This window comes from Muricoccus roseus (assembly GCF_900141905.1).
Taxonomy (GTDB): domain Bacteria; phylum Pseudomonadota; class Alphaproteobacteria; order Acetobacterales; family Acetobacteraceae; genus Roseomonas; species Roseomonas rosea.
Map to the genome: position 1 here is coordinate 1 of NZ_FQZF01000011.1, position 19036 is coordinate 19036.

14 protein-coding genes are annotated in these 19036 nt (G+C 68.0%); 8 read left to right on the forward strand and 6 right to left on the reverse strand.

Annotation, left to right across the window (positions count from 1 at the left end; genetic code table 11):
* Positions 1-665: 665 nt before the first annotated feature.
* The 3 genes from BUB97_RS10605 to BUB97_RS10615 are packed head-to-tail and all read right to left on the reverse strand — an operon-like array spanning position 666 to position 5415.
* Positions 666-2267: a hydantoinase B/oxoprolinase family protein gene (locus BUB97_RS10605; protein WP_217659629.1), complete on the reverse strand. Its 1602-nt coding sequence runs from the start codon at positions 2265-2267 to the stop codon at positions 666-668.
* 14 nt (positions 2268-2281) lie between these two features.
* Positions 2282-4369: a hydantoinase/oxoprolinase family protein gene (locus BUB97_RS10610; protein WP_073134547.1), complete on the reverse strand. Its 2088-nt coding sequence runs from the start codon at positions 4367-4369 to the stop codon at positions 2282-2284.
* Between the two features lie 38 nt (positions 4370-4407).
* On the reverse strand, positions 4408-5415 hold the full coding sequence (locus tag BUB97_RS10615) for a Bug family tripartite tricarboxylate transporter substrate binding protein (protein WP_073134549.1): 1008 nt from the start codon (positions 5413-5415) through the stop codon (positions 4408-4410).
* 226 nt (positions 5416-5641) lie between these two features.
* On the opposite strand from BUB97_RS10615, the gene BUB97_RS10620 reads away from it, so the two are divergent.
* The 7 genes from BUB97_RS10620 to BUB97_RS10650 are packed head-to-tail and all read left to right on the forward strand — an operon-like array spanning position 5642 to position 14042.
* Positions 5642-6562, forward strand: a complete 921-nt coding sequence (locus BUB97_RS10620) for a LysR substrate-binding domain-containing protein (RefSeq protein ID WP_073134551.1) — start codon at positions 5642-5644, stop codon at positions 6560-6562.
* A 45-nt stretch (positions 6563-6607) separates the two neighbouring features.
* On the forward strand, positions 6608-7309 hold the full coding sequence (locus tag BUB97_RS10625; RefSeq protein WP_073134553.1) for a GntR family transcriptional regulator: 702 nt from the start codon (positions 6608-6610) through the stop codon (positions 7307-7309).
* 51 nt (positions 7310-7360) lie between these two features.
* Positions 7361-8344, forward strand: coding sequence for a Bug family tripartite tricarboxylate transporter substrate binding protein (locus BUB97_RS10630; RefSeq protein ID WP_073134555.1), 984 nt, complete (start codon positions 7361-7363; stop codon positions 8342-8344).
* A gap of 7 nt (positions 8345-8351) precedes the next feature.
* Entirely contained in the window at positions 8352-9968 is a 1617-nt protein-coding gene (locus BUB97_RS10635; protein ID WP_073134558.1) for a hydantoinase B/oxoprolinase family protein, read from the forward strand.
* The gene (locus BUB97_RS10640) at positions 9965-12085 is read left to right on the forward strand and encodes a hydantoinase/oxoprolinase family protein (protein ID WP_073134560.1); all 2121 of its coding nucleotides are present in this window, start codon (positions 9965-9967) and stop codon (positions 12083-12085) included. Before BUB97_RS10635 ends, BUB97_RS10640 begins: the two co-directional genes overlap by 4 nt.
* The gene (locus tag BUB97_RS10645) at positions 12082-13257 is read left to right on the forward strand and encodes a CaiB/BaiF CoA transferase family protein (protein ID WP_073134562.1); all 1176 of its coding nucleotides are present in this window, start codon (positions 12082-12084) and stop codon (positions 13255-13257) included. Before BUB97_RS10640 ends, BUB97_RS10645 begins: the two co-directional genes overlap by 4 nt.
* Complete coding sequence (locus BUB97_RS10650) at positions 13254-14042, forward strand: enoyl-CoA hydratase-related protein (RefSeq protein WP_073134565.1); 789 nt, start codon at positions 13254-13256, stop codon at positions 14040-14042. Before BUB97_RS10645 ends, BUB97_RS10650 begins: the two co-directional genes overlap by 4 nt.
* A 165-nt stretch (positions 14043-14207) precedes the next feature.
* Here BUB97_RS10650 and BUB97_RS10655 read toward each other — a convergent pair whose 3' ends face one another.
* The 3 genes from BUB97_RS10655 to BUB97_RS10665 form a co-directional block, all read right to left on the reverse strand.
* Positions 14208-14678 carry a polysaccharide deacetylase family protein gene (locus BUB97_RS10655; protein ID WP_139281327.1) on the reverse strand — a complete coding sequence of 157 codons (471 nt, stop codon included), beginning with the start codon at positions 14676-14678 and terminating at the stop codon, positions 14208-14210.
* Positions 14679-14890: 212 nt separating this feature from the next.
* On the reverse strand, positions 14891-16474 hold the full coding sequence (locus BUB97_RS10660) for an ABC transporter substrate-binding protein (protein ID WP_073134568.1): 1584 nt from the start codon (positions 16472-16474) through the stop codon (positions 14891-14893).
* On the reverse strand, positions 16471-17955 hold the full coding sequence (locus BUB97_RS10665; protein ID WP_073134570.1) for a M81 family metallopeptidase: 1485 nt from the start codon (positions 17953-17955) through the stop codon (positions 16471-16473). The genes BUB97_RS10660 and BUB97_RS10665 overlap by 4 nt, the downstream gene beginning before the upstream one ends.
* Before the next feature lie 95 nt (positions 17956-18050).
* Between BUB97_RS10665 and BUB97_RS10670 the strand changes: the two genes are divergently transcribed.
* Positions 18051-18974: a LysR family transcriptional regulator gene (locus BUB97_RS10670; RefSeq protein WP_073134573.1), complete on the forward strand. Its 924-nt coding sequence runs from the start codon at positions 18051-18053 to the stop codon at positions 18972-18974.
* The last annotated feature ends 62 nt before the right edge of the window (positions 18975-19036 follow it).

Here is a 19036-nt window from a genome sequence, read left to right on the forward strand (position 1 = left end):
CCCCGATCAGGTCGGCAGAAAAGCCCGGGAACACCGGCATTCTCGCGGGACACCGTCTGGGCTGGCAAAACTGCGAGAAGAACGGAGAAGGGTGGTTGTCGGCGCAGTCAGCCGCGAACCCGTCTCTGTGCCGCTTTCCCTGCATACAGGGAATTGAGCAGGGAACCGGCCGACATTCTTGTTTCACCGACCTTCGAAGAGGCAAAATCGGCCAATCAAAGCGACCCTATATGGCTAGATCCCAGCGTCGCGGAACAGGGAAGTTCCGGGGTGGAATAAGGAAAAAGTGGAGGGAAAGGTGTAGATTGCGATCAAGTACAGCCGCATGCATTCGAAGGTCGCCCGGCATCTCCGGCCACTGAATCCCTGCCAGTGAGCCTCGGTGCGGCCTAGGCTCAGGAGGGAGAGGTGTTTCCTGAATACCGAGGCCCTGGTCACTTCCCCCGCTAATGCCGTCGCGCAGGCCCCAACCGAACGCCGCCCGCCCATCGAGGCGGGCGCCGCTCTCTTCTTCCTCTCGGGAACACGCTGCTAGCCGGCAACGGCCGAGCTAGCCTTCTCAGTGCTGGAACAGTCACGCGGCGATACGCATACAGGCGTGGTGGTGGCCTGACACCAGCCGAGGAAGCCGATGCGCTGGGGCTTGGCGATCGCTGTCAGGACGTTCAGGTCACGTAGTCGGACAGCTGATCCGCTCGCCTCGCCTCGCCGGAGCGTTCCGCCAGAGGGCCATGGCCACCGCCACCCGGCGTGCCCATTAGAACCGTGTCGCCCTTCGACAGAACATACTGGCGCTTCGGATCGACGGCCTCGCCGTTGATCCGTAGCGTGCCGCGCGCGCCAGCCTCACCGCCTTCGATGCCGAAAGCCGGAAAGATGGTACGCTCCGCCAGGAAGGAAACGGCGATCGGCGTCTCGGAGCGGCTCTCGATCAGCACCTCCTGCCCCAATCCACCGCGGTGGCGACCGGGGCCGCCACTATCCGGGCGCAAGCGCTTGCTGTGCACGCGCAACGGGGCGATGTGCTCCGTGATCTCGACCGGCGTGGAGGAGACGTTAGACGGCCAAGAAAGACAGGAAATACCGTCTCCTCGCATGTTCGCCCCCATTCCACCGTTGAAGAAGAACATGTTCGCGTAAGGCTTGCCGTCCGCGTTGAGGCCGGACTGGTTCATGCCCCACATTGGCGACCCACAGGCCGCTATCACGCGGTCCGGCACCACCTGGCCGAGGCAGCCGAAGACCAGCATCGGCAAATAGTGCCCGATCAGCATGCGCGACCCGCCCGAAGCCGGAAAGACCGGGTTCACGATGCAGCCCGGCGGCGCCTCGACGGTGATGGGGCGCCATGCCCCCTCATTGTTCGGCAGGGTGGCGCTCGTGCAGACCTTCACCCCGTACATGGTCATCGCATAGGTGTAGCAGAGCGCGCAGTTGATGGCCCGATCCACCTGGGGGTCAGTGCCACTGTAGTCGACGGAGATGGAATCGCCGGCGATCGTGAGCGCCATCTTCAGCGTGATCGGTTTGTCGAGCAGTCCATCCGTTTGCAGCTCGCTGCGATATGTGCCGTCGGGGAGCGCCGCAATGGCGCTCCGCATCGCCACCTCACAGCGGTCGTGGATCTCCGCTGCGAGATCCCGCAGGTGATCGAGCGCGGCCTGCTCCATTAAGATGAGAAGCCGCTCCTCCATCAGGTCCAGCGCCACGACCTGCGCCCAGAGGTCGCCCATGGTTTGGTCAGGTGTACGAACGTTCTTACGAATGAGGGCCACGAGGGTGTCGTCTTGCTTCCCCGCCCGAAGCAGCTTCATCGGCGGAATCTGCAGCCCCTCCTCGAACACCTCCCGCGGCTCCGGGCTGCGGATTTTGCCGCCGATATCCGGCGCATGCGCGGTCGAGGCGCTGAAGGCCACCAACCTACCATTCCGGAAGATCGGCTTGGCGACAGTGATGTCCGGGAGATGACCAGTGCCAAGCCAGAGATCGTTGGTGATCAGCACGTCGCCAGGCTGAAGCCTGTCCTCTGGGAAGAGGCGGATGAAGTGCTTCACCGTCTCGGGCAGCGTGCCGATGAAGCTCGGGATGCTCTCCGTCGCCTGCACCAGCGATTGGCCGGTCGCGTCGGTCACGACGCAGGAGAAGTCGTAGCTCTCCCGCACGAGGGTGGAGAAGCTGGTGCGGACGAGCGCCGCCGCGGCCTCGTCCACCAGGGATATGAGGCGCCGCCAGAGCAGCTCGATCTCGACCGCGTCGAAGCGCCGCACGGGTTCAGTCGTCATCACGCCACGCGCTCCGCCAGGATGGAACCGTCGGGCAGCACGCGAATGCGCGCGCCGGGCCCGACGACGAAGGTGCTCTCGTTTTCCTCGAAGACCGCCGGTCCATCGAGGGTGGTGCCCAGGGGAAGCGCGTACCGGTCATAAACCGGGGTCTCTACTTCTCCCTCCTCGGGGAAGTGCACCTGACGCATACCTTTCAGCGCGGCCGCCCCTGCGGCACCGCCGCTGATTCGCAGCATCCCACCCGCGCCCGGCATGGGTGCGGTCACAGCTAGGCGCAACGCCACGAACTGCGCAGCGGCCCCCGGCGGCGTGCGGCCAAAGAGCTGCTTGTAGGCCAGCTCGAACGCGTCCAGCACGCCCGGTTCGTCCAGCACCTCCGGCAGCACGACGGTGATTTCGGACCCCTGTCCGACATACCGCATATCGGCCAGCCGTCGGACGCTGCGGCGAGCAAGGTCGGCACCCGTCGCCGCCACAATCTCCAGGGCATCGCGCTCGAGCGCCTCGAAGGTGGCGCCGATCTCCGCCCAGTCGGCCTGGGCGAGGGGAACGTTCCGGGAAGCGACGCGGTCGATCCGCGCCGGCGCCATCAACATGCCAATGGTGCTGCCCGCGCCCGCCCCTGGCGGGCACACGACTTGCGAGATGCCGAGCTTGCGCCCCACATTCCACGCATGCACCGGTGCTGCACCGCCGGTTGCAAGCAGCGCATAATCGCGCGGCACGCGGCCCCGCTCCGCGATGGCGACCCTGGCCGCGCCGGCCATGTTCTCATTTACCACATCATGGATGCCCGGCGCCGCGCGCCCGGCCTCAAGCCCGAGCCGTGCCGACAGCCCCTCCAAGGCAGCCCTTGCCGGGCCGAGATCAATGCGCATGGTCCCGCCCAGGAAGAAATCCGGGTTGAGGTAGCCCAGCGCCAGATCGCTGTCAGTTACCGTGGGCTCCGTGCCGCGGCGGCCATAGCAAACGGGCCCAGGCTGCGCGCCCGCGCTCTCCGGCCCGACATGCAGCGTGTTGAGCTCGCTCGGCCGCGCGATGGAGCCACCCCCGGCGCCGATCTCGATCAACTCCACCGTCGCGATCTGCACGGGAAGGCCCGATCCGCGGAGGAAGCGCTTTGTCCGCGCCGCTTCGAAGCCCCAGGCGACGAGGGGCTCGCCATCATCCACCAGGGCCAGCTTGGCGGTTGTGCCGCCCATGTCGAAGGCCAGCACGCGGTCGAGCCCCGCATGGCGGCCAAACCAGGCGCCCGCCAGCGCACCAGCCGCAGGCCCGCTCTCCAGCAGCTGGACAGGGGCGCGCTTGGCCTCCGCCACATGGGTCAGCCCGCCATTGGAGAGCATCAGGAACAACCCGCCCGGGATGCCGGCGCGCTTCAGCGCGGCCTCGAGCGTATCGAGATAGGTCTCCGCAATCGGCCGCACATAGGCGTTGGCAACCGTCGTCACCGCGCGCGGGTATTCCCGGATCTCGGGCGCGATGTAGCAGGAAAGCGAAAGGGAGAGCTGCGGGAAGCGTTCCGCGATCGCCGCAGCCGCCTGCCGTTCATGCACGGGGTTGGCGTAGGAGTGCAGAAAGCAGATGGCGAGGCTCGTCACCCCCTGCTCCACCAGGCCCGCCACCTCGGCCAGCGCCGCCTCGACGTCCAGCGGCACCTCGACGCTGCCATCCGGCCCCAGCCGTTCCTTCGCCTCGCGCCTCCAGGGGCGCGGAACAAGAGGCTTCGGCATCTCGAGGAACAGGTCGTAGAGCTCGTATTTCCGCTCCCGCGCGATCTCCAGCACGTCGGCGAATCCCGCCGTTGTCAGCAGCCCCGTCGCGGAGCCCTTTCGCTCGATCAGCGCATTGGTGAACAGCGTCGTCGCATGCACCACGCGGCCGATGGACCCGGCCTGGATACCACTGCGCGCCAGCAACTTCTCCAGCCCCGTGACCGCACCGCGAGAGGGATCGTCGGGTGTCGTACTCTCCTTCCAGATGGAGGCGGCTCCATCGGTCGGGTCGAGGATGACGAGATCAGTAAAGGTGCCACCGATATCGATCCCGAGAGAGAGCGGGCCAGGCGAGAGAGACGCGGTCATGGGCTTCCTTGAGATGCGTCGCGGAACAGGAGTGCGCTTCAGTCGCCGCGGATGTCGTTGGCCTGGACGACCCGCTTCCAGAGCGCGCGGTCGCGCTGGATCCGTGCCTCGAAGACCGGGCCGGCTTCGCCGAGCGGGATCAGCCCCCGGTCGGTCAGGGTCTTCGCCGTATGCGGGTCGTTCACCACGGCCGCAAACAGGTCGCCGAGGCCGGCGCGAACCTCGGCGGGCAGGCCCGCCGGGCCGGCCAGGCCGAACCAATTGTTGATCTCCATCGCGGGGATGCGCAGGGCCAGCGGCGCCAGCTCCGGCATCAGGGGCGTCGGCTCCTTCGTCGTCACGCCCAGGCCCTTGAGCTGTCCGGCTTTGATCTGCTGCGCCACCTCGGCGACATTGGCCACCATCATGTCGACCCGGCCTGCTGAGACATCGAGCGTGGCCGGCGCCCCGCCGCGATAGGGGATGTGGGTCATCGCCACGCCGGTCGCGCCGCAGAACAGCGCGGCTCCGAGATGGTTGATCGAGCCACTGCCGGAGGAGGCGTAGGTCGCCGCGCCCGCCTTGCCCTTCGCATAGGCGATCAGCCCGTCCACATCGCTGAAGGGCGCGTCCGGCCGCACCACCAGCGCCATCGGCGTGCCGGCCAGGGTGCAGACCGGGGTGAGCTCGCGGTCGAGGTCCAGCGGCACGGGCACGCCGGGGATGGCGGGCAGGACGCTCATCATGCCCATGATGGCGCTGGCCAGCGTGTAGCCATCCGGTGCCGCGCGGGCGGCCGCCTGGGCCGCGATGAAGCCATAGGCACCGCTGCGGCTCTCCGGGATCACGTTGGCGCCGCGGAGGCGCTGTGCGCCCTCCCCCACCACGCGGACGAGGATGTCGACCGCGCCACCGGGCGGGTAGCCCACAAGGATGCGGATCGGCTGGCTCGGCGCCCAGGCCGCCTCAGCTGGCGAGACCAGGGCGGCGGAGATCAACGCAGGGCATGCGAAGGCGGTGGTGGCACCGGCCATGAAGGCGCGGCGCGGCATCCGGACAAGCGTCATCAACTCACCTCCTGGGAGGCCGGGTGGGGTTGGCATCATCTCCCGGCCGCCAGATCCCGTGTCCGAGCGGTCCTATCGCGTCCGAAGGGGCTCATGCTGGTTCTGCATGGCCTGCGCCTTGCTACCGCACGATGCACATCGGTTGAGAGGGAGGTTCGGGGCGAAACCAGTGGACTGCAACTGAAACATCTGCATCTGTTCATGACGATCGGGAATGAAGTCGCCCATGCGCCGCCATGTTCCGCCCACTGCCGCGCTCCAGGCCTTCGAGGCTTGCGCCCGACATCTCAGCGTCTCCCGCGCCGCCGACGAGCTACGGCTGACGCAGAGCGCCGTCAGTCGGCAGCTTGCCGGACTGGAAGCCCTGCTCGGCCTCCGGCTGTTCCAGCGCGTGCGGCAGCGGCTGGTCATTACCCCTGCCGGCGCGGCCTATGCGCCACGTGTCCGCGCCAGCCTCGCGCGGCTGGAAGGCGCAACCCTGGAGCTGCTCGCTCATCGGGGTGCAGGCGGTACGCTGAACTTGGCCGTGTCACCCACCTTCGGCGCGCGCTGGCTGGTGCCGCGCCTACCCGCTTTCCGCGCCACCTATCCAGGGGTGATGATTAACTTCCTCAACTACACGACACGGCTCACGCCCCTCGATTTTGCCGCCGAGGATGTGGACGCCGCGATCATGATGACGGAGCACCCTCCCGCCGGGATGGTCAGCCACCGGCTGGTGGACGATGCGCGCCTTCCTGTCTGCGCCGCCTCGGTCCTCGCTGGGTTGCAGGAGCCGGCGGACCTGGCCGGGCATGTCCTGATCCAGCAAACGACACGACCGCGCGGTTGGGTGGAATGGTTTGCGCTTGCCGGGCTGGACGGCATTGACGGCCTGCGTGGCCCACTATTCCAGCACACGGCCATGGTCGCCGAGGCTGTCGCTGCCGGACTGGGCGTCGCGCTGCTCCCGCGCTTCCTGGTGGCGGCCGACATCGCGGCGGGACGGGTAGCAATTCCATTCCCGCAGGTGCTGGGCGGTGATGCCGCGTACCGGTTTGCTTACCCGGAGGCGGCGAAAGAGGTGCCCACTCTGCGCGCGTTCCGCGACTGGCTTCTCCGCCAAGTCCGAACGGAAACGCGAGAGAGCTCCGACCACGGCAGCTGAAAAGTCAGACTTGCCGTATCCATGTATACATGTATTCATGGGTGGATGAGATGCGAACTTTCCGGCCGCAACAACCTCGATCGGGCCTCCTCCGGCCTCACCGCAGCGGAGCTGGTTTTCCGGCAGCTTCTCAACGCCATCACCACCGGTGAGCTGGCGGCTGACACCATCGAAACCGAGGAGCAGCTGGCGGCTCGCTACAACGTCAGCCGCACGCCGCTGCGCGATGCGGTCCGGCGCCTGGAACAGCTTCGGCTTTTCAGCCGCGAGCAGGGACGAGGCCTGCGTGTCCCGCCCCTCTCGATGGAGGAGATGCACGACCTCTCCGCCACCCGCGAGGTCCTGGAAGGTCTGCTCGCCAGCGCGGCCGCCGACCGGGTCGCGCGCGGCCTGACGGACCCCCGTCGGCTGCGAGACATCCACGCGCGCCACATGCGCGTCCTCAACATCGGCGACGCGGAGCTCACGCTGGCCGTCGGATACGACTTCCACGAGGAACTGCGCCGCCTCAGCGGCAACGCCTCCGCCGCCGCCTGCCACGAGCAGATCCTGTTGGGCTTCGAGCGATACCGCCACCTGGCCCGCGGCGTGCCCGAACGGCACGAGCGGATCGCGGAGGAGCACACCGACATCCTGGCGGCCATCGAGGCCGGTCAGGCGCAGTCGGCCGAGACCGCCATGCGGCGCCACATCGCCGCGGGACGCGCGATCTATGTCAGCGTGCTTTCGACCACACTTAAGAAATAGAAAACCAGGGATACCGCCACTCGCACGGCCGCGCTCGAACAAGGAAAAGCCATGCTGCGCCGCCGCCTCCTCGCCACCGCCTTCGCCATCGCGCTTTCCGCGACGGGGGCGCCTGCACAGACAGGCGCCCAGCCCGCCGCTTTTCCGGCCAAGCCGGTGCGCATCATCGTGCCGCTGGCCCCTGGCGGGTCCGGCGATGTGCTGGCTCGCATCATGGCGGAACCGCTCGGCACGCTCTGGGGCCAACCCGTCGTCGTCGAGAACCGTCCCGGCGCCGGCGGCAACATCGGCGCCGAGGCCGTCGCGCGCTCCCCGGGCGACGGCTACACGCTGCTGCTGGGCACGCTCGGCATCCATGGCGCCAGCGCCATCTACCCGCGGCTGAACTACGACCCGGCGCGCGAGTTGTCGCCCGTCACGGTGCTGGGCGACCTGCCCAATGTCATCGTCGTGAATCCCGCCGTGCCCGCGCGGACGCTGCAGGAACTCGTCGCTCTCGCCCGCCGCCAGCCCGGGCAGATCTCCTTCGGCTCTGCCGGCAACGGCAGCTCCACCCATCTCGCCGGCGAGCTCTTTATGCTCACGGCCGGCATCCAGATGTCGCACATCCCCTATCGCGGCAGCGCGCCGGCACTGAACGACCTCGTCGCCGGCAACATCCAGGTGATGTTCGAGAACCTGCCGACCATCCCGCCGCTGGTGCAGGGCAACGCCGTGCGCCCGCTGGCCGTCACCTCCGCCGTCCGCGCGCCCGCCATGCCCGATGTGCCGACGGTGGAGGAGGCCGGCGTGCCCGGTTATGTCGCCACCGCCTGGCTCGCCCTCTCCGCCCCGGCCAGCGTGCCCGAGCCCCTGCTCGAGCGGCTGAACGCCGATGCCCGAACCGTGCTCGCCGTGCCCGCCGTGCGGGAGAAGCTCGCCACCCTCGGCATCACGCCCGTGGGCGGCACCCTCGCCGAATCTCGTGCCTTTTTCGCCAGCGAAACGGAGAAGTGGAACCGCGTGATCCAGGCCGCCGGCATCCGACTGAACTGAGGCCATCATGACCCCCTTTGACCCGGTCACGCTCGAGCTGCTCTGGACCCGCCTCGTCTCCATCGTGGACGAGGCCGGGGCCGCGCTACTCCGCACCTCCTTCTCCACCATCGTCCGCGAATCGCACGACTTTGCCTGCGTGCTCACCGATGCGCGCGGCCACTCGCTCGTTCAGGCGACCGATGGCGTGCCCTCCTTCCTCTGCACGGTGCCCCGCACCATCGGCCACTTCCTCGCGGAGTATCCGCCGGAGACGCTGGACGAGGGCGACATCCTCATCACCAACGACATCTGGCTCGGCACCGGCCACCTGCCGGACATCACGGTGGCGAAGCCGATCATGCTCGAAGGGAGGCTGCTCGGCTTCGCCGGCTCCGTCGCGCACGCGCCCGATATCGGCGGCCGCATCCGCACCGCGGAATCGCGCGAGGTGTATGAGGAGGGGTTGCAGATCCCCATCATGAAGGTCGTCCGCGCCGGCACGATCGACGACACCTTCGTGCGCTTCCTCCGCAAGAACACCCGCGTGCCCGACCAGGTGATGGGCGACCTTTACGCCCAGTTCACCGCGCTGGACCTGATGGAGCGGCGCCTGCGCGCCCTGCTGGCGGAACATGGGATGAGCACGCTGGAGGCCCTGGCCGACGAAATCCACGGCCGCTCCGAGCGCGCCACGCGTCAGGCCATCCGCGCCGTGCCCGACGGCACCTACCACGCCGAGGTGCTGACGGACGGGCTGGATCAGCCGATCCGCCTGCGCCTCGCCCTGCACAAGCAGGGCGATTCCATTCACGCGGACTACGCGGGGACGGACCCGCAGGTGCCGCGCGGGATCAATGTCTGCCTAGCCTACACCCTCGCCTACACCGCCTTCGCGGTGAAAGCCGCCCTCTGCCCGGAGGTGCCGAACAATGAGGGCGCCTTCCGTCCCATCACCGTCTCGGCGCCGCTCGGCTGCATCCTCAACTCGACGCCCCCGGCCGCCGGCGCCAACCGCGCCCTCACCGGCCACTTCATCCCGCCGATGATCCTGGAGGCCTTGGCCGGCGCCCTGCCAGAGCGGGTCATCGCCGGCGTCGGCTCCCCGCTCTGGAGCCTCAACTTCGCCGGCGTGCGGTCGGACGGCACGCCGATCGCCAACCAGTTCTTCATGAATGGCGGCTACGGCGCCGGCGCCGACCGCGATGGCGCCAACGTGCTGAGCTGGCCCTCCAACGTCTCCGCCGCCCCGGTCGAGATGATCGAGCAGGGCGCTCCCTTCCGCATCCGCCACCGCCGCCTGCGTGAGGGCACGGGCGGCGAGGGGCGACACCGCGGCGGCACCGGCCAGGAATGGGCCTTCGAGAGCCGCTCTGCGACGCCCGTTGCCATTACCTTCATGGCGGAGCGCACGCGCGAGGAAGCGGCGGCCCGTGGCCTGGCGGGCGGCAGCGCGGGCACGCCAGGCGCCGTGCTGATCGACGGCACGGTGGTCGACCCCAAGCGCCAGCACATCCTCCAGCCCGGCAGCACGGTGGAACTGCGCACCCCGGGCGGCGGCGGCTTCGGCCCGCCCGCCGAACGCTCCACCCAACTTACTGCGCAGGACCGCCAGGACGGGCTGGTCCCGGAGGCCTCGGCATGACCCCGCATCGCCACGCGCTGGCCATCGACATCGGCGGCACCTTCACCGACCTCGTGCTCTATGACGGCACCAACGGCCGCTTCGCTGCCCACAAGGAGCTGACCACCCCGGCCGATCCGGCCGTGGGCGTCGTCACCGGCATCCGTCATCTGTTCGCGGCGGAGGCAGTGGATCCCGCCTCCGTGGGCCGCGTAGTGCACGCCACCACCCTCTTCACCAACGCGTTGATTGAGCGGCGCGGCGCCGTCACCGGCCTCATTGCCACCGCCGGCTTCCGCGACACGCTGGAAATCGGGCACGAGCGCAAATACGAGCTCTACGACCTGCACCTGCCCCTTGCGCAGCCCCTGGTCCGCCGCGCGCTCCGCCAGGAGGCGATGGAGCGCTTAGCACCGGACGGTACGGTTGAGATCCCGCTCGATCCAGCCAGCGTCCTGGAAGCGAGCGATGCGCTGGTGGCGCAGGGCGTGGAGTCCGTCGCCCTCTGCTTCCTGCACGCCTATGCCAATCCGGCGCACGAGCAGGAAGCCGCCCGGCTGATCGCGGCGCGCCACCCCAACCTCATCCTCTCGCTGTCCAGCGACGTATCGCCGCAGATCCGCGAGTTCGAGCGCTCCTCAACCACCGTCGCGAACGCCTATGTGAAGCCCTTGGCGGAACGTTACCTCAACCGGCTCTCCGGCGACCTCGCGGCGCTGGGCATTACGGCGCCGCTCTTCATGATGCTGTCCAATGGTGGCCTGACCCATGTGGACGAGGCCAAGCGCGTGCCCGTGCAGCTGCTGGAGAGCGGCCCGGCGGCCGGTGCCCTCTCCGCCGCCTTCTTCGGGGGGCGCTCCGGCCGAGGTGACCTGCTGGCCTTCGATCTTGGCGGCACGACGGCCAAGCTTGCCCTGGTGACGGAAGGCCAGCCTCTGGTCGTCCATCGCTTCGAGGCCGGGCGCGAGCGGCGCTTCACCACCGGTAGCGGCCTGCCCCTGAACATCTCCACCATCGAGCTGATCGAGATCGGTGCCGGCGGCGGCTCCATCGCAGCACATGACGCCCTCGGCCTCCTCAAGGTCGGCCCGCGCAGCGCCGGCTCCACCCCCGGCCCGGCCTGCTATGGCCGCGGCGGCACGGAGCCGACCGTTACCGATGGCAACCTCCTGCTCGGCTACCTCGACGCCGCCACCTTCGCCGGCGGCACGATGCGGCTCGACACGGCCGCCGCGGAGCATGCCGTCGGCAACCTCGCGGCCCAGGCCGCCCTCGACACCGCCCGCACCGCCGCCGGCATCCACGCCGTGGTGAACGAGACCATGGCCGCCGCCGCCCGCGTGCATGTGGCGGAGCAGGGCCACGATCCCCGCGACTTCGCCCTTCTCGTCACCGGCGGCGGCGGCCCGCTGCATGGCTGCGAGCTGGCGCGCCGGCTGGGAATCGCCGAGGTCATCTGCCCTCCCGGTGCCGGCGTCGCCTCCGCTCTCGGCCTGCTGCTAGCCCCGGCTCGGGTAGACCGGGTCTCCACTGTCTCCCGGCGCCTCGATAGTATGGATTGGGATACGCTGGAATCCGGCTACGCCGCGATGGAGCGGGAAGCGCGGGAGGTCATCACCGCGACCCTCGGCCCCGCTGCCGCTCTCACGGTCCGCCGCGCCGCCGATCTGCGCTTCCTGGGCCAGGGCTACGAGGTGATCACCGAATTGCCCCCCGGCCCCTACGGCCCCGAGGCGGAGGCAGGCATCCGTGCTGCTTTCGAGGCGGGGTACGAGCGCGTCTTCTCCCGCCGCCCCGCCGTTGCGGCGATCGAGCTGATCAACATCCGCGTCTCCGTTACCGGCAGCACGGCCGAGGGCGCGCTGGACCCGGAGGTGCCCATGACCGCCGGAGGCGACCCTCGGACCGGCACCCGCCGCGCCCGCTTCGGCGATACGGTGGTGGACGCCCCGGTGCTCGACCGCCGGCGCCTCGCTGCCGGCTCCGAGATCGCCGGCCCGGCCATCATCGAGGAGGCCATGTCCACCCTCCTCATCCCGCCCGGCGCGCGTGCCGCGGTGGAGGCGAGCGGCAACATCGTCGTCCATCTGTCGCAACCCGCCCTGCCACCCGTTCGCCAGCGAGAGGCCGTTCAGTGACCCTTCCCCTCTCCCACATCCGCGTCCTCGACCTGACGCGCGTGCGCTCCGGCCCCACCTGCGTGCGCCAGCTCGCCGATTGGGGCGCGGACTGCATTAAGATCGAGGCGCCAGACGAGATTGACACCGGCAAAGGTTTGGGGGGCGCCCGCAACGGCCCGGATTACCAGCATGTGCACCGTAACAAGCGCAGCATCACTCTGAACCTGAAGCACCCGGACGGCCGGGCCGCCTTCCTCCGCATGGTGGCGCAGGCCGATGTCGTGGTGGAGAATTACCGCCCCGACGTGAAGGACCGCCTGGGCATCGGCTACGAGGCGCTGGCGGCGATTAACCCGCGCATCGTGCTTGGCTCCATCTCCGGCTTCGGGCAGGACGGGCCCTATGCGCGCCGCCCCGGTTTCGACCAGATCGCCCAGGGTATGGGCGGCCTCATGTCCGTCACCGGCCTGCCTGGTCAAGGGCCGGTGCGGGCGGGCATCCCCGTCGCTGACCTCACCTCAGGCCTGTTCTGTGCCATCGGCATCCTCACTGCGCTGCTGGAGCGAGAGAAGACCGGCAAGGGCAGATGGGTCCACACCTCGCTGCTGGAGGCGATGGTTGCGATGATGGACTTCCAGGCCACGCGCTGGACCATGGCCGGCGAGGTGCCGGAGCAGGCCGGCAACGACCACCCGACTACCGTCCCCACCGGCCTCTTCCACACGGCCGATGGCGTCATCAATCTCGCGGCGGGCGGCGACGAGATGTGGCGCCGAATCGTCGAGACTCTGGAGCTCGCGGAGGAGGCGCAGGCGCCCGAGCTGGCGACGGAGGCCGCCCGTTCGGCGAACCGCGCGAAGGTCAATGCCGTATTGCAGGCCAGCCTGCTGCGCGACACGGCGGCGAACTGGATCGAGCGGCTGAACAAGGCCGGCGTACCCACTGGGCCAGTCTATGCGATGGACCAGGTCTTCGCGGACCAGCAGGTGCGGCATCTTGGCCTGTCCTTTCCGGTCCAACATCCGCGGCTGGGCGAGATCCATCTGGTCCGTACACCCATCCAGATGTCTGGCGTTGCTAATCCGCGTCAGCCGACTCCTGATCGCGGCGAGCACACGGAGGGAGTGCTGGCAGAGTTCAGCTTCACGCCCGAGGAAATCGCGGTGCTGCGCCGGGAGAAGGCGCTGTGACCGCCTTTCTCCGTTTCGAGGTCACGGAGGGCATTGCCCGTCTTACCCTCGACAATGCGCGGCGCCTCAACGCGGTGAATGCGGAAATGTGGCAAGCGTTACCCGAACTGCTGGGCCGGGTGGCGACCGATCCGGCTATACGAGTCCTCGTCCTGGCTGGGGCGGGCGATCGCGCATTCTGTACGGGCAACGACATTAGCGAGTTCGATACGATCCGCGCCGATCCCGAGGCCGCCGACCGCTACAATGGCTGGCAGCGGAGCGTCGCCTCCGCATTGCAGACGCTGGAGAAGCCGATCGTCGCGGCCATTCACGGCTACTGCCTCGGGGCTGGGTTCGAGTTCGCGCTGATGTCGGATTTCCGCCTCTGCGCCGGCGATACCCGCATCGGCATCCCAGCTGTCCGGCTCGGCCTTCCTTACCGGCTGGAGGACATCGAGAAGGTGGTGAAGGTGGTCGGCCTCGCCCGCGCGCGGGAGATGGTCCTGTTAGGGCGGCAGTATGGCGGGGACGAGTTGCTCGCCCTCGGCGTCGCCACCCAGATCCTTCCGGACATCGCGGCCCTCGACTTGGCCGTGTCGGCGCTGGCACGGGAGCTGGCCGCGAATGCACCGCTCAGCCTGAGGGCCGCCAGAATCGCCTTTGCGGAGCTGTTCCGGCCGGACAGCACCCCCGATCTGGCGCGGGTGAAGGCCGCGGAGGACGCCTGCTACGCTAGTGCGGACTATGCCGAGGGGCGTCGCGCGAAGGCAGAGAGACGCGCTCCGGCGTTCACAGGGCGTTAGACCCCCCTGTCACATCCGGTGCGGAGCCAGGGGCGGAGCTCACCTTTAGCTTGAGCCCCTCCCTTCCGTGAGCACAGCGTCTCTGTAGCGCCTGCCCTACGCAGCGCATCATCCTTTCGCACTGGGGCAGGAGACCTGCCGAAGACAGGCGCTCCTGTTCATCGGTCACGGATCGGCCGGTTCGACCTCGTCGCGCGCTCCGCAAGACAGCCGTTTTATGAGGGAGTCTTGCTCGTTCAGACCACGCCCGGGAAAGGGGTGGTGAGCGAGCCAGTGGCCGGCGATGTCGATCCGCCGGGCGACCCAGACCCCCTCATGTTTTCCGATGTGGTCCAGCAGCCGGGCCAGCCCTGCGGCACGGGCGGGATGCCCGATCAGGCGCATGTGCAGCCCCACCGACATCATCTTCGGCGCTGTCGCGCCCTCTGCGTAGAGGGTGTCGAAGCCGTCCCGCACGAAGGCGAACCACTCGCCCGAGGTGCCGACGGATCCCGCGTATTTCCCGTCATTATGCGTCAGCGAATAGGGCACGACGAGGCGACGCGTGTTCCTGGCACAACGGATCCCGGCGCTTTCGCTCCGGGAGTTCTGCCAGAGATCCCGCAAATTCGGGGCGGCAAAATGAAGCTCAGACATGGCAGAGCGCTACTACAGGGACGCGCGGCAACGACGTAAGCAGGGGAAACGGCCACCATCTGCGCCCGCTTGCGGCTGCATCTATGCCACGTAAGCGGCCCCTACGACGGTTTAGTACACAGCTTTAAAATGCAGCAGCGAAGGTGAGCGCCCGCGCGGGTGGAACGACAACAAGTAACGCCGCCGTTCTCCTTCGGTCCAACCGGATCTGGCTATGGTGCCCTCGCCATCCAGAAGCGCATCCGTCCATCGGCGAATGCCGGAACCTCGAAGCCCTTGCGAGAGGCCAGAAGCATTGGCTCGCGATAAAGCGGAATTGCCCAGAAGTTGGCCCGTTCCATCGCAAAGGCCTCGGTAAGCAGGCTTGTACGCTTCGCGAGATCCATTTCGACTGCGGCTCGGCCGATAAGCGTATCGAGGGCGGGATCTGAGTATCTGCCCGCGTTCCAGCTGCCGCTCCGCTGGTTCCGGGTATGAAAGACATTGTTCAGGATGGAGAAGCCATCCAGCTGCGGGGTGTTGGCCCAGCCCATCAGATAGATGTCCGGCTCCTGCTTCATGAAGCGCTGCATAAAGGCAGCATAGCGCATGCCGGAGTAGGTGACCTTCACGCCGATGCGCGCCCACATGGCAGCGGCCGCCTGGCAAAGCCGGTCGCCGTTGACGAAGCGATCGACGGGGCACTCCAGCCCGATCGTGAACCCGTCCGGATAGCCGGCCTCGGCAAGGAGCCGCCTCGCGCCGTCCTGATTGTAGGTGGCGCGCTGGACTGACTGCGCAGGCTCGTAGCCTGTGATCTCGCGAGCGATCATGGAATGGGTGGGTTGGGTGAGGCCGCGCATGACGGCGCGGGTAATCGACGGCACATCAAGCGCCATCGTCATGGCCTCCCGCACGCGGCGGTCCGCCAAGGGGTTGGGGCCGGTTCCAGCAGCGGTCTGATGGTCGGGTCCGACGTTGAAGCCGAAATACATGACGCGAAGGTCCTGTGCCTCCACAAGAGTGATTGCCGAATTCTGCCGCAGGCGTTCGGCGTCCTGCAGGGGCACTGGCGTGATCACGTCCAGCTGGCCCGAGAGCAATCCTGCGAGCCGGGTGGCATCGTTCGGTACCGGCCGAAAGGAGATGCGATCGACGTTGTGCTCGCGCTTATCCCACCAATCCGGAAACGCCTCGAGCACCGTTTCGGAATCCAGTTGGCGCGAGACCACGCGGAAGGGGCCGGTGCCGTTGGTATTAACGTTGGCATACCCCGAGGTGCCGCGAGCGGGATCCGTGGGCAGCAGGGCGTCGTGGGCCTTCATCCAGGCCTCGCTCAGGATCGAGATGCCGGCCAGGTCGTTGATGAGGACCGGGTAAGGCCCGCGGAGCATGACGTCGACCGTATCACGCCCGCTCTGCTGCACTTCCTTGATCATGTGAGTGACGGAAGCATAGGGCGAGTTCGGTACGCTGGCCCGCCGCAGGGATGCGACAACATCCCCGGCGGTCATTAACGTCCCGTCGTGGAAGCGCACGTTCTGACGGATGGTGAAGCGATAATGGTCCGGCGCCATCACGACCCAGGCGGTGGCGAGCGCGGGCTCGAATGCCAGGTTGCGATCTAGTCGAACAAGTGAATCGTAGACGTTGCCCAGCAAGGCGGCATTGGCGGTGCTGAACACGCCGTGCGGGTCCATCGTGGTGACCTCGCCGTTGTTGCCCCATCGCACGGTGGTCTGTGCTTCGGCCGTCACTGCAGTGCTGAGCACGATGGCGAGAGCGGCGAGGACGCGCCGCACGGGCAAGCGGATCATGCGTTGCTCCTGTCCAGGGGGAAGATCGGTCGGCGCACATGCCGGAAATCGAGTGCGTGCAGGTCGAGTGTGGCAACGCCAGGCCCCTGGCACTCCACATTGGCACGGGCGAGCGGCAGGAACGTCGGGCGATGATTAGTCTTCGACTTCAGGACGACGTAGCGGAAGCGCGTCGGCTCCAGCCCGAAGATGCGGTACTGGAGCGGGTCCAGCGCCTCCACCCGAGCCTCGCTCACCAGCAGCGTGAGGCGGCCGGTCTCCAGGACGGCGCAGCGGCCGAGGTCCACGGGCATACCGGTGAAAATAGGCCCCTCCACGGTGAACCGGCCTAGCGCGATGCTACGGACGGTGCCTGTGAGTTGGAGCGGGTGCAGGGGCTCCTTCAGGGCCGGGATGGGACGCTTACCGCCGACATCAATGGTGATGCTGGCGCCGACCCCGGCCTCGATCATCCGTGCCACGGCCTCCGGATCGCAGATCGGCCCCGCCAGGATCCCGTCCAGACCCCGATCGAGCGCGGCGGCGACGACCGCCATAGAATCCATCGTTCCGCCCGAATGGCAGTTGTCGGACATGTCGGCGAGAATCACGGGCCCCTCGCCGTCCCCTGCCCCGATCGCTGCCGCGCGTTCGATCGAGTCCGCTAGCGCTTCGAAGGTCGGCGTCGTGAAGCGATCGCGCAGCGACCAGGCAAGATCCACGATCTCTTGTGCGACCGCTGCAGCCCGGGCGGGATCGCCGTTGGAGGTAGCAAGCACGCAGAGGCCGGTGTCCGCCGTATCTGCCAACGGAAAGCCGGTGAAGACGGTCACGCACGGCATCCCATCGCGCTCCGCCTTGGCGGCCGCCTCGATCAGCAATGACATGGGCTCGGAATCGGTGATGCACTTCACCATATCCGGCAGCATGGGGCAGCGGCGCACGACGGTGATCGGGTCGAGCCGCTCCTTCAGGACGTCCCGCAGCATCCGGGCCGCCATTCGCCCGGTGGCCGGCATATCCGTGTGCGGGTAGGTCCTGTAACCCGGCATGACCGTGCAGTTCGCGATGAACAGGTCGGACAGGTTGGCGTGAGAGTCGAGCGAGACGCCGATCGGCAGGCCCGGGCGCACCCGCCTGATACGGGCAAGCAACTCGCCCTCCCCGTCCTCCACACCCTCGGCCACCATGGCGCCGTGGAGATCGAGGAGCATGGCATCGCAGGAGAGGGCCGCGTGGCACAGGATGTCCGAGAGCCGCTCGAAGGCTTCGCGTTCGACCGGCGCGCTCGGCAGCGCACGCGCCGCGATGGGCACCGCGATCTCCGCCCCCATCTCCTCTGCCACCTCGAGCAGGCCGGAAAGCCCGTAGCCTGAGTGGCGGAAGGCCTTGTGGGCCGCATCACCGAAGAGCGGGCCGCCGGGGCCGAAATCCTCCCAGCGGGTCGGGACCGGCGAGAAGGTGTTTGTCTCGTGCTTGAACATGCCGACGGCGAGCTTCATGCGGGTCCGACGATCTCCGAGGCCTCACAGCAGGTTGCGGTGCATCGCGGCATGACGTCCAATACGGAAAAGTTTGATGAGGCAAACTTCCGGTTATGAGGCTTCGTCCTTTCAAGCTTCGCGAGCTGGAGATCTTCCGCGCCGTCCTGGATCTCCGGTCGGTCACCGCGGCGGCCCAGCTGCTCGGCGTCTCGCAGCCGGCCATCAGCAAGTCCCTGCAACAGCTAGAGGCCGGGCTCGGTTTTCCCCTGTTCGAGCGCCTGGGCGGGCGTCTGCTGCCAACGCCCGAGGCGGAGGCGATGACCTATGCGCTGCAGGGCGTATTCGGGTCGCTCGAGGGGCTGCAATCGGCCGCTCGGGCCGCGCGGCAGGAGGCGGGCGGGCCCGTGACCATCGCGGCGCTTCCGACACTGGCGACGGTCGTCGTACCCGATGCCGTCCGCCTCGCTACCGAGCAGCATCCGAACCTGCAGATCAGCCTCAAGATCCTGCCGACCCGCGAGGTCGCGGAAGCCGTTGCCCTCGGCACTGCTGATATCGGGCTCGTGCACCGACTGCTCGACGACGACCCGCGTGTTCAAGGCGAGGACGTCGGGACTACGACCATGGTCTGCGTGCTGCCGGCAACGCATCCGCTGGCCAAACTTGAAATCATTCACGCGGCGGCGTTGAACGGGGCGCGCTATGTTTCCTATACGCTGGCCTCCCCGATAGGCGAACGGATGCAGTCCGCGTTCGCCGCCGCCGGTGGAGCGTACAGGCCATCGGTGGAGGTCGCCGCCTCGACGGTCCTCTGCGAGGCCGCGCGGCGGCTGGGGCTCCCTGGGCTCGTCGAGGACTCCGCGCTTTCGACGGGCTGGTGGGCCGAGCTCGTTGTGCGTCCGCTCCGCCCGGCGATCATCCTCCGTCCGAGGCTCCTGCTCGGACTAAGACGGCCGCTTTCCCTCGGGGGTCGAGCCGTGGCGACTGCGATCAGACGGGGCCTTGCTGGCGCCGGGGGGTCAAGAGGACCAGAGTGAGCCTACTTTCGCCGTTCCCGGGTGCGCTGCGGCCACCTCGCTCCGTCGAGGGCAGGCGACGT

Excerpts from the sequence above, each read along its gene's own strand:
- BUB97_RS10610 (WP_073134547.1), bottom strand. The coding sequence starts at position 4,369 with ATGACCGCGTCTCTCTCGCCTGGCCCGCTCTCTCTCGGGATCGATATC.
- BUB97_RS10635 (WP_073134558.1), top strand. The coding sequence starts at position 8,352 with ATGACCCCCTTTGACCCGGTCACGCTCGAGCTGCTCTGGACCCGCCTC.
- BUB97_RS10640 (WP_073134560.1), top strand. The coding sequence starts at position 9,965 with ATGACCCCGCATCGCCACGCGCTGGCCATCGACATCGGCGGCACCTTC.
- BUB97_RS10670 (WP_073134573.1), top strand. The coding sequence starts at position 18,051 with ATGAGGCTTCGTCCTTTCAAGCTTCGCGAGCTGGAGATCTTCCGCGCC.
- BUB97_RS10665 (WP_073134570.1), bottom strand. The coding sequence starts at position 17,955 with ATGAAGCTCGCCGTCGGCATGTTCAAGCACGAGACAAACACCTTCTCG.
- BUB97_RS10620 (WP_073134551.1), top strand. The coding sequence starts at position 5,642 with ATGCGCCGCCATGTTCCGCCCACTGCCGCGCTCCAGGCCTTCGAGGCT.
- BUB97_RS10660 (WP_073134568.1), bottom strand. The coding sequence starts at position 16,474 with ATGATCCGCTTGCCCGTGCGGCGCGTCCTCGCCGCTCTCGCCATCGTG.
- BUB97_RS10630 (WP_073134555.1), top strand. The coding sequence starts at position 7,361 with ATGCTGCGCCGCCGCCTCCTCGCCACCGCCTTCGCCATCGCGCTTTCC.
- BUB97_RS10615 (WP_073134549.1), bottom strand. The coding sequence starts at position 5,415 with ATGACGCTTGTCCGGATGCCGCGCCGCGCCTTCATGGCCGGTGCCACC.
- BUB97_RS10625 (WP_073134553.1), top strand. The coding sequence starts at position 6,608 with ATGAGATGCGAACTTTCCGGCCGCAACAACCTCGATCGGGCCTCCTCC.
- BUB97_RS10655 (WP_139281327.1), bottom strand. The coding sequence starts at position 14,678 with ATGTCTGAGCTTCATTTTGCCGCCCCGAATTTGCGGGATCTCTGGCAG.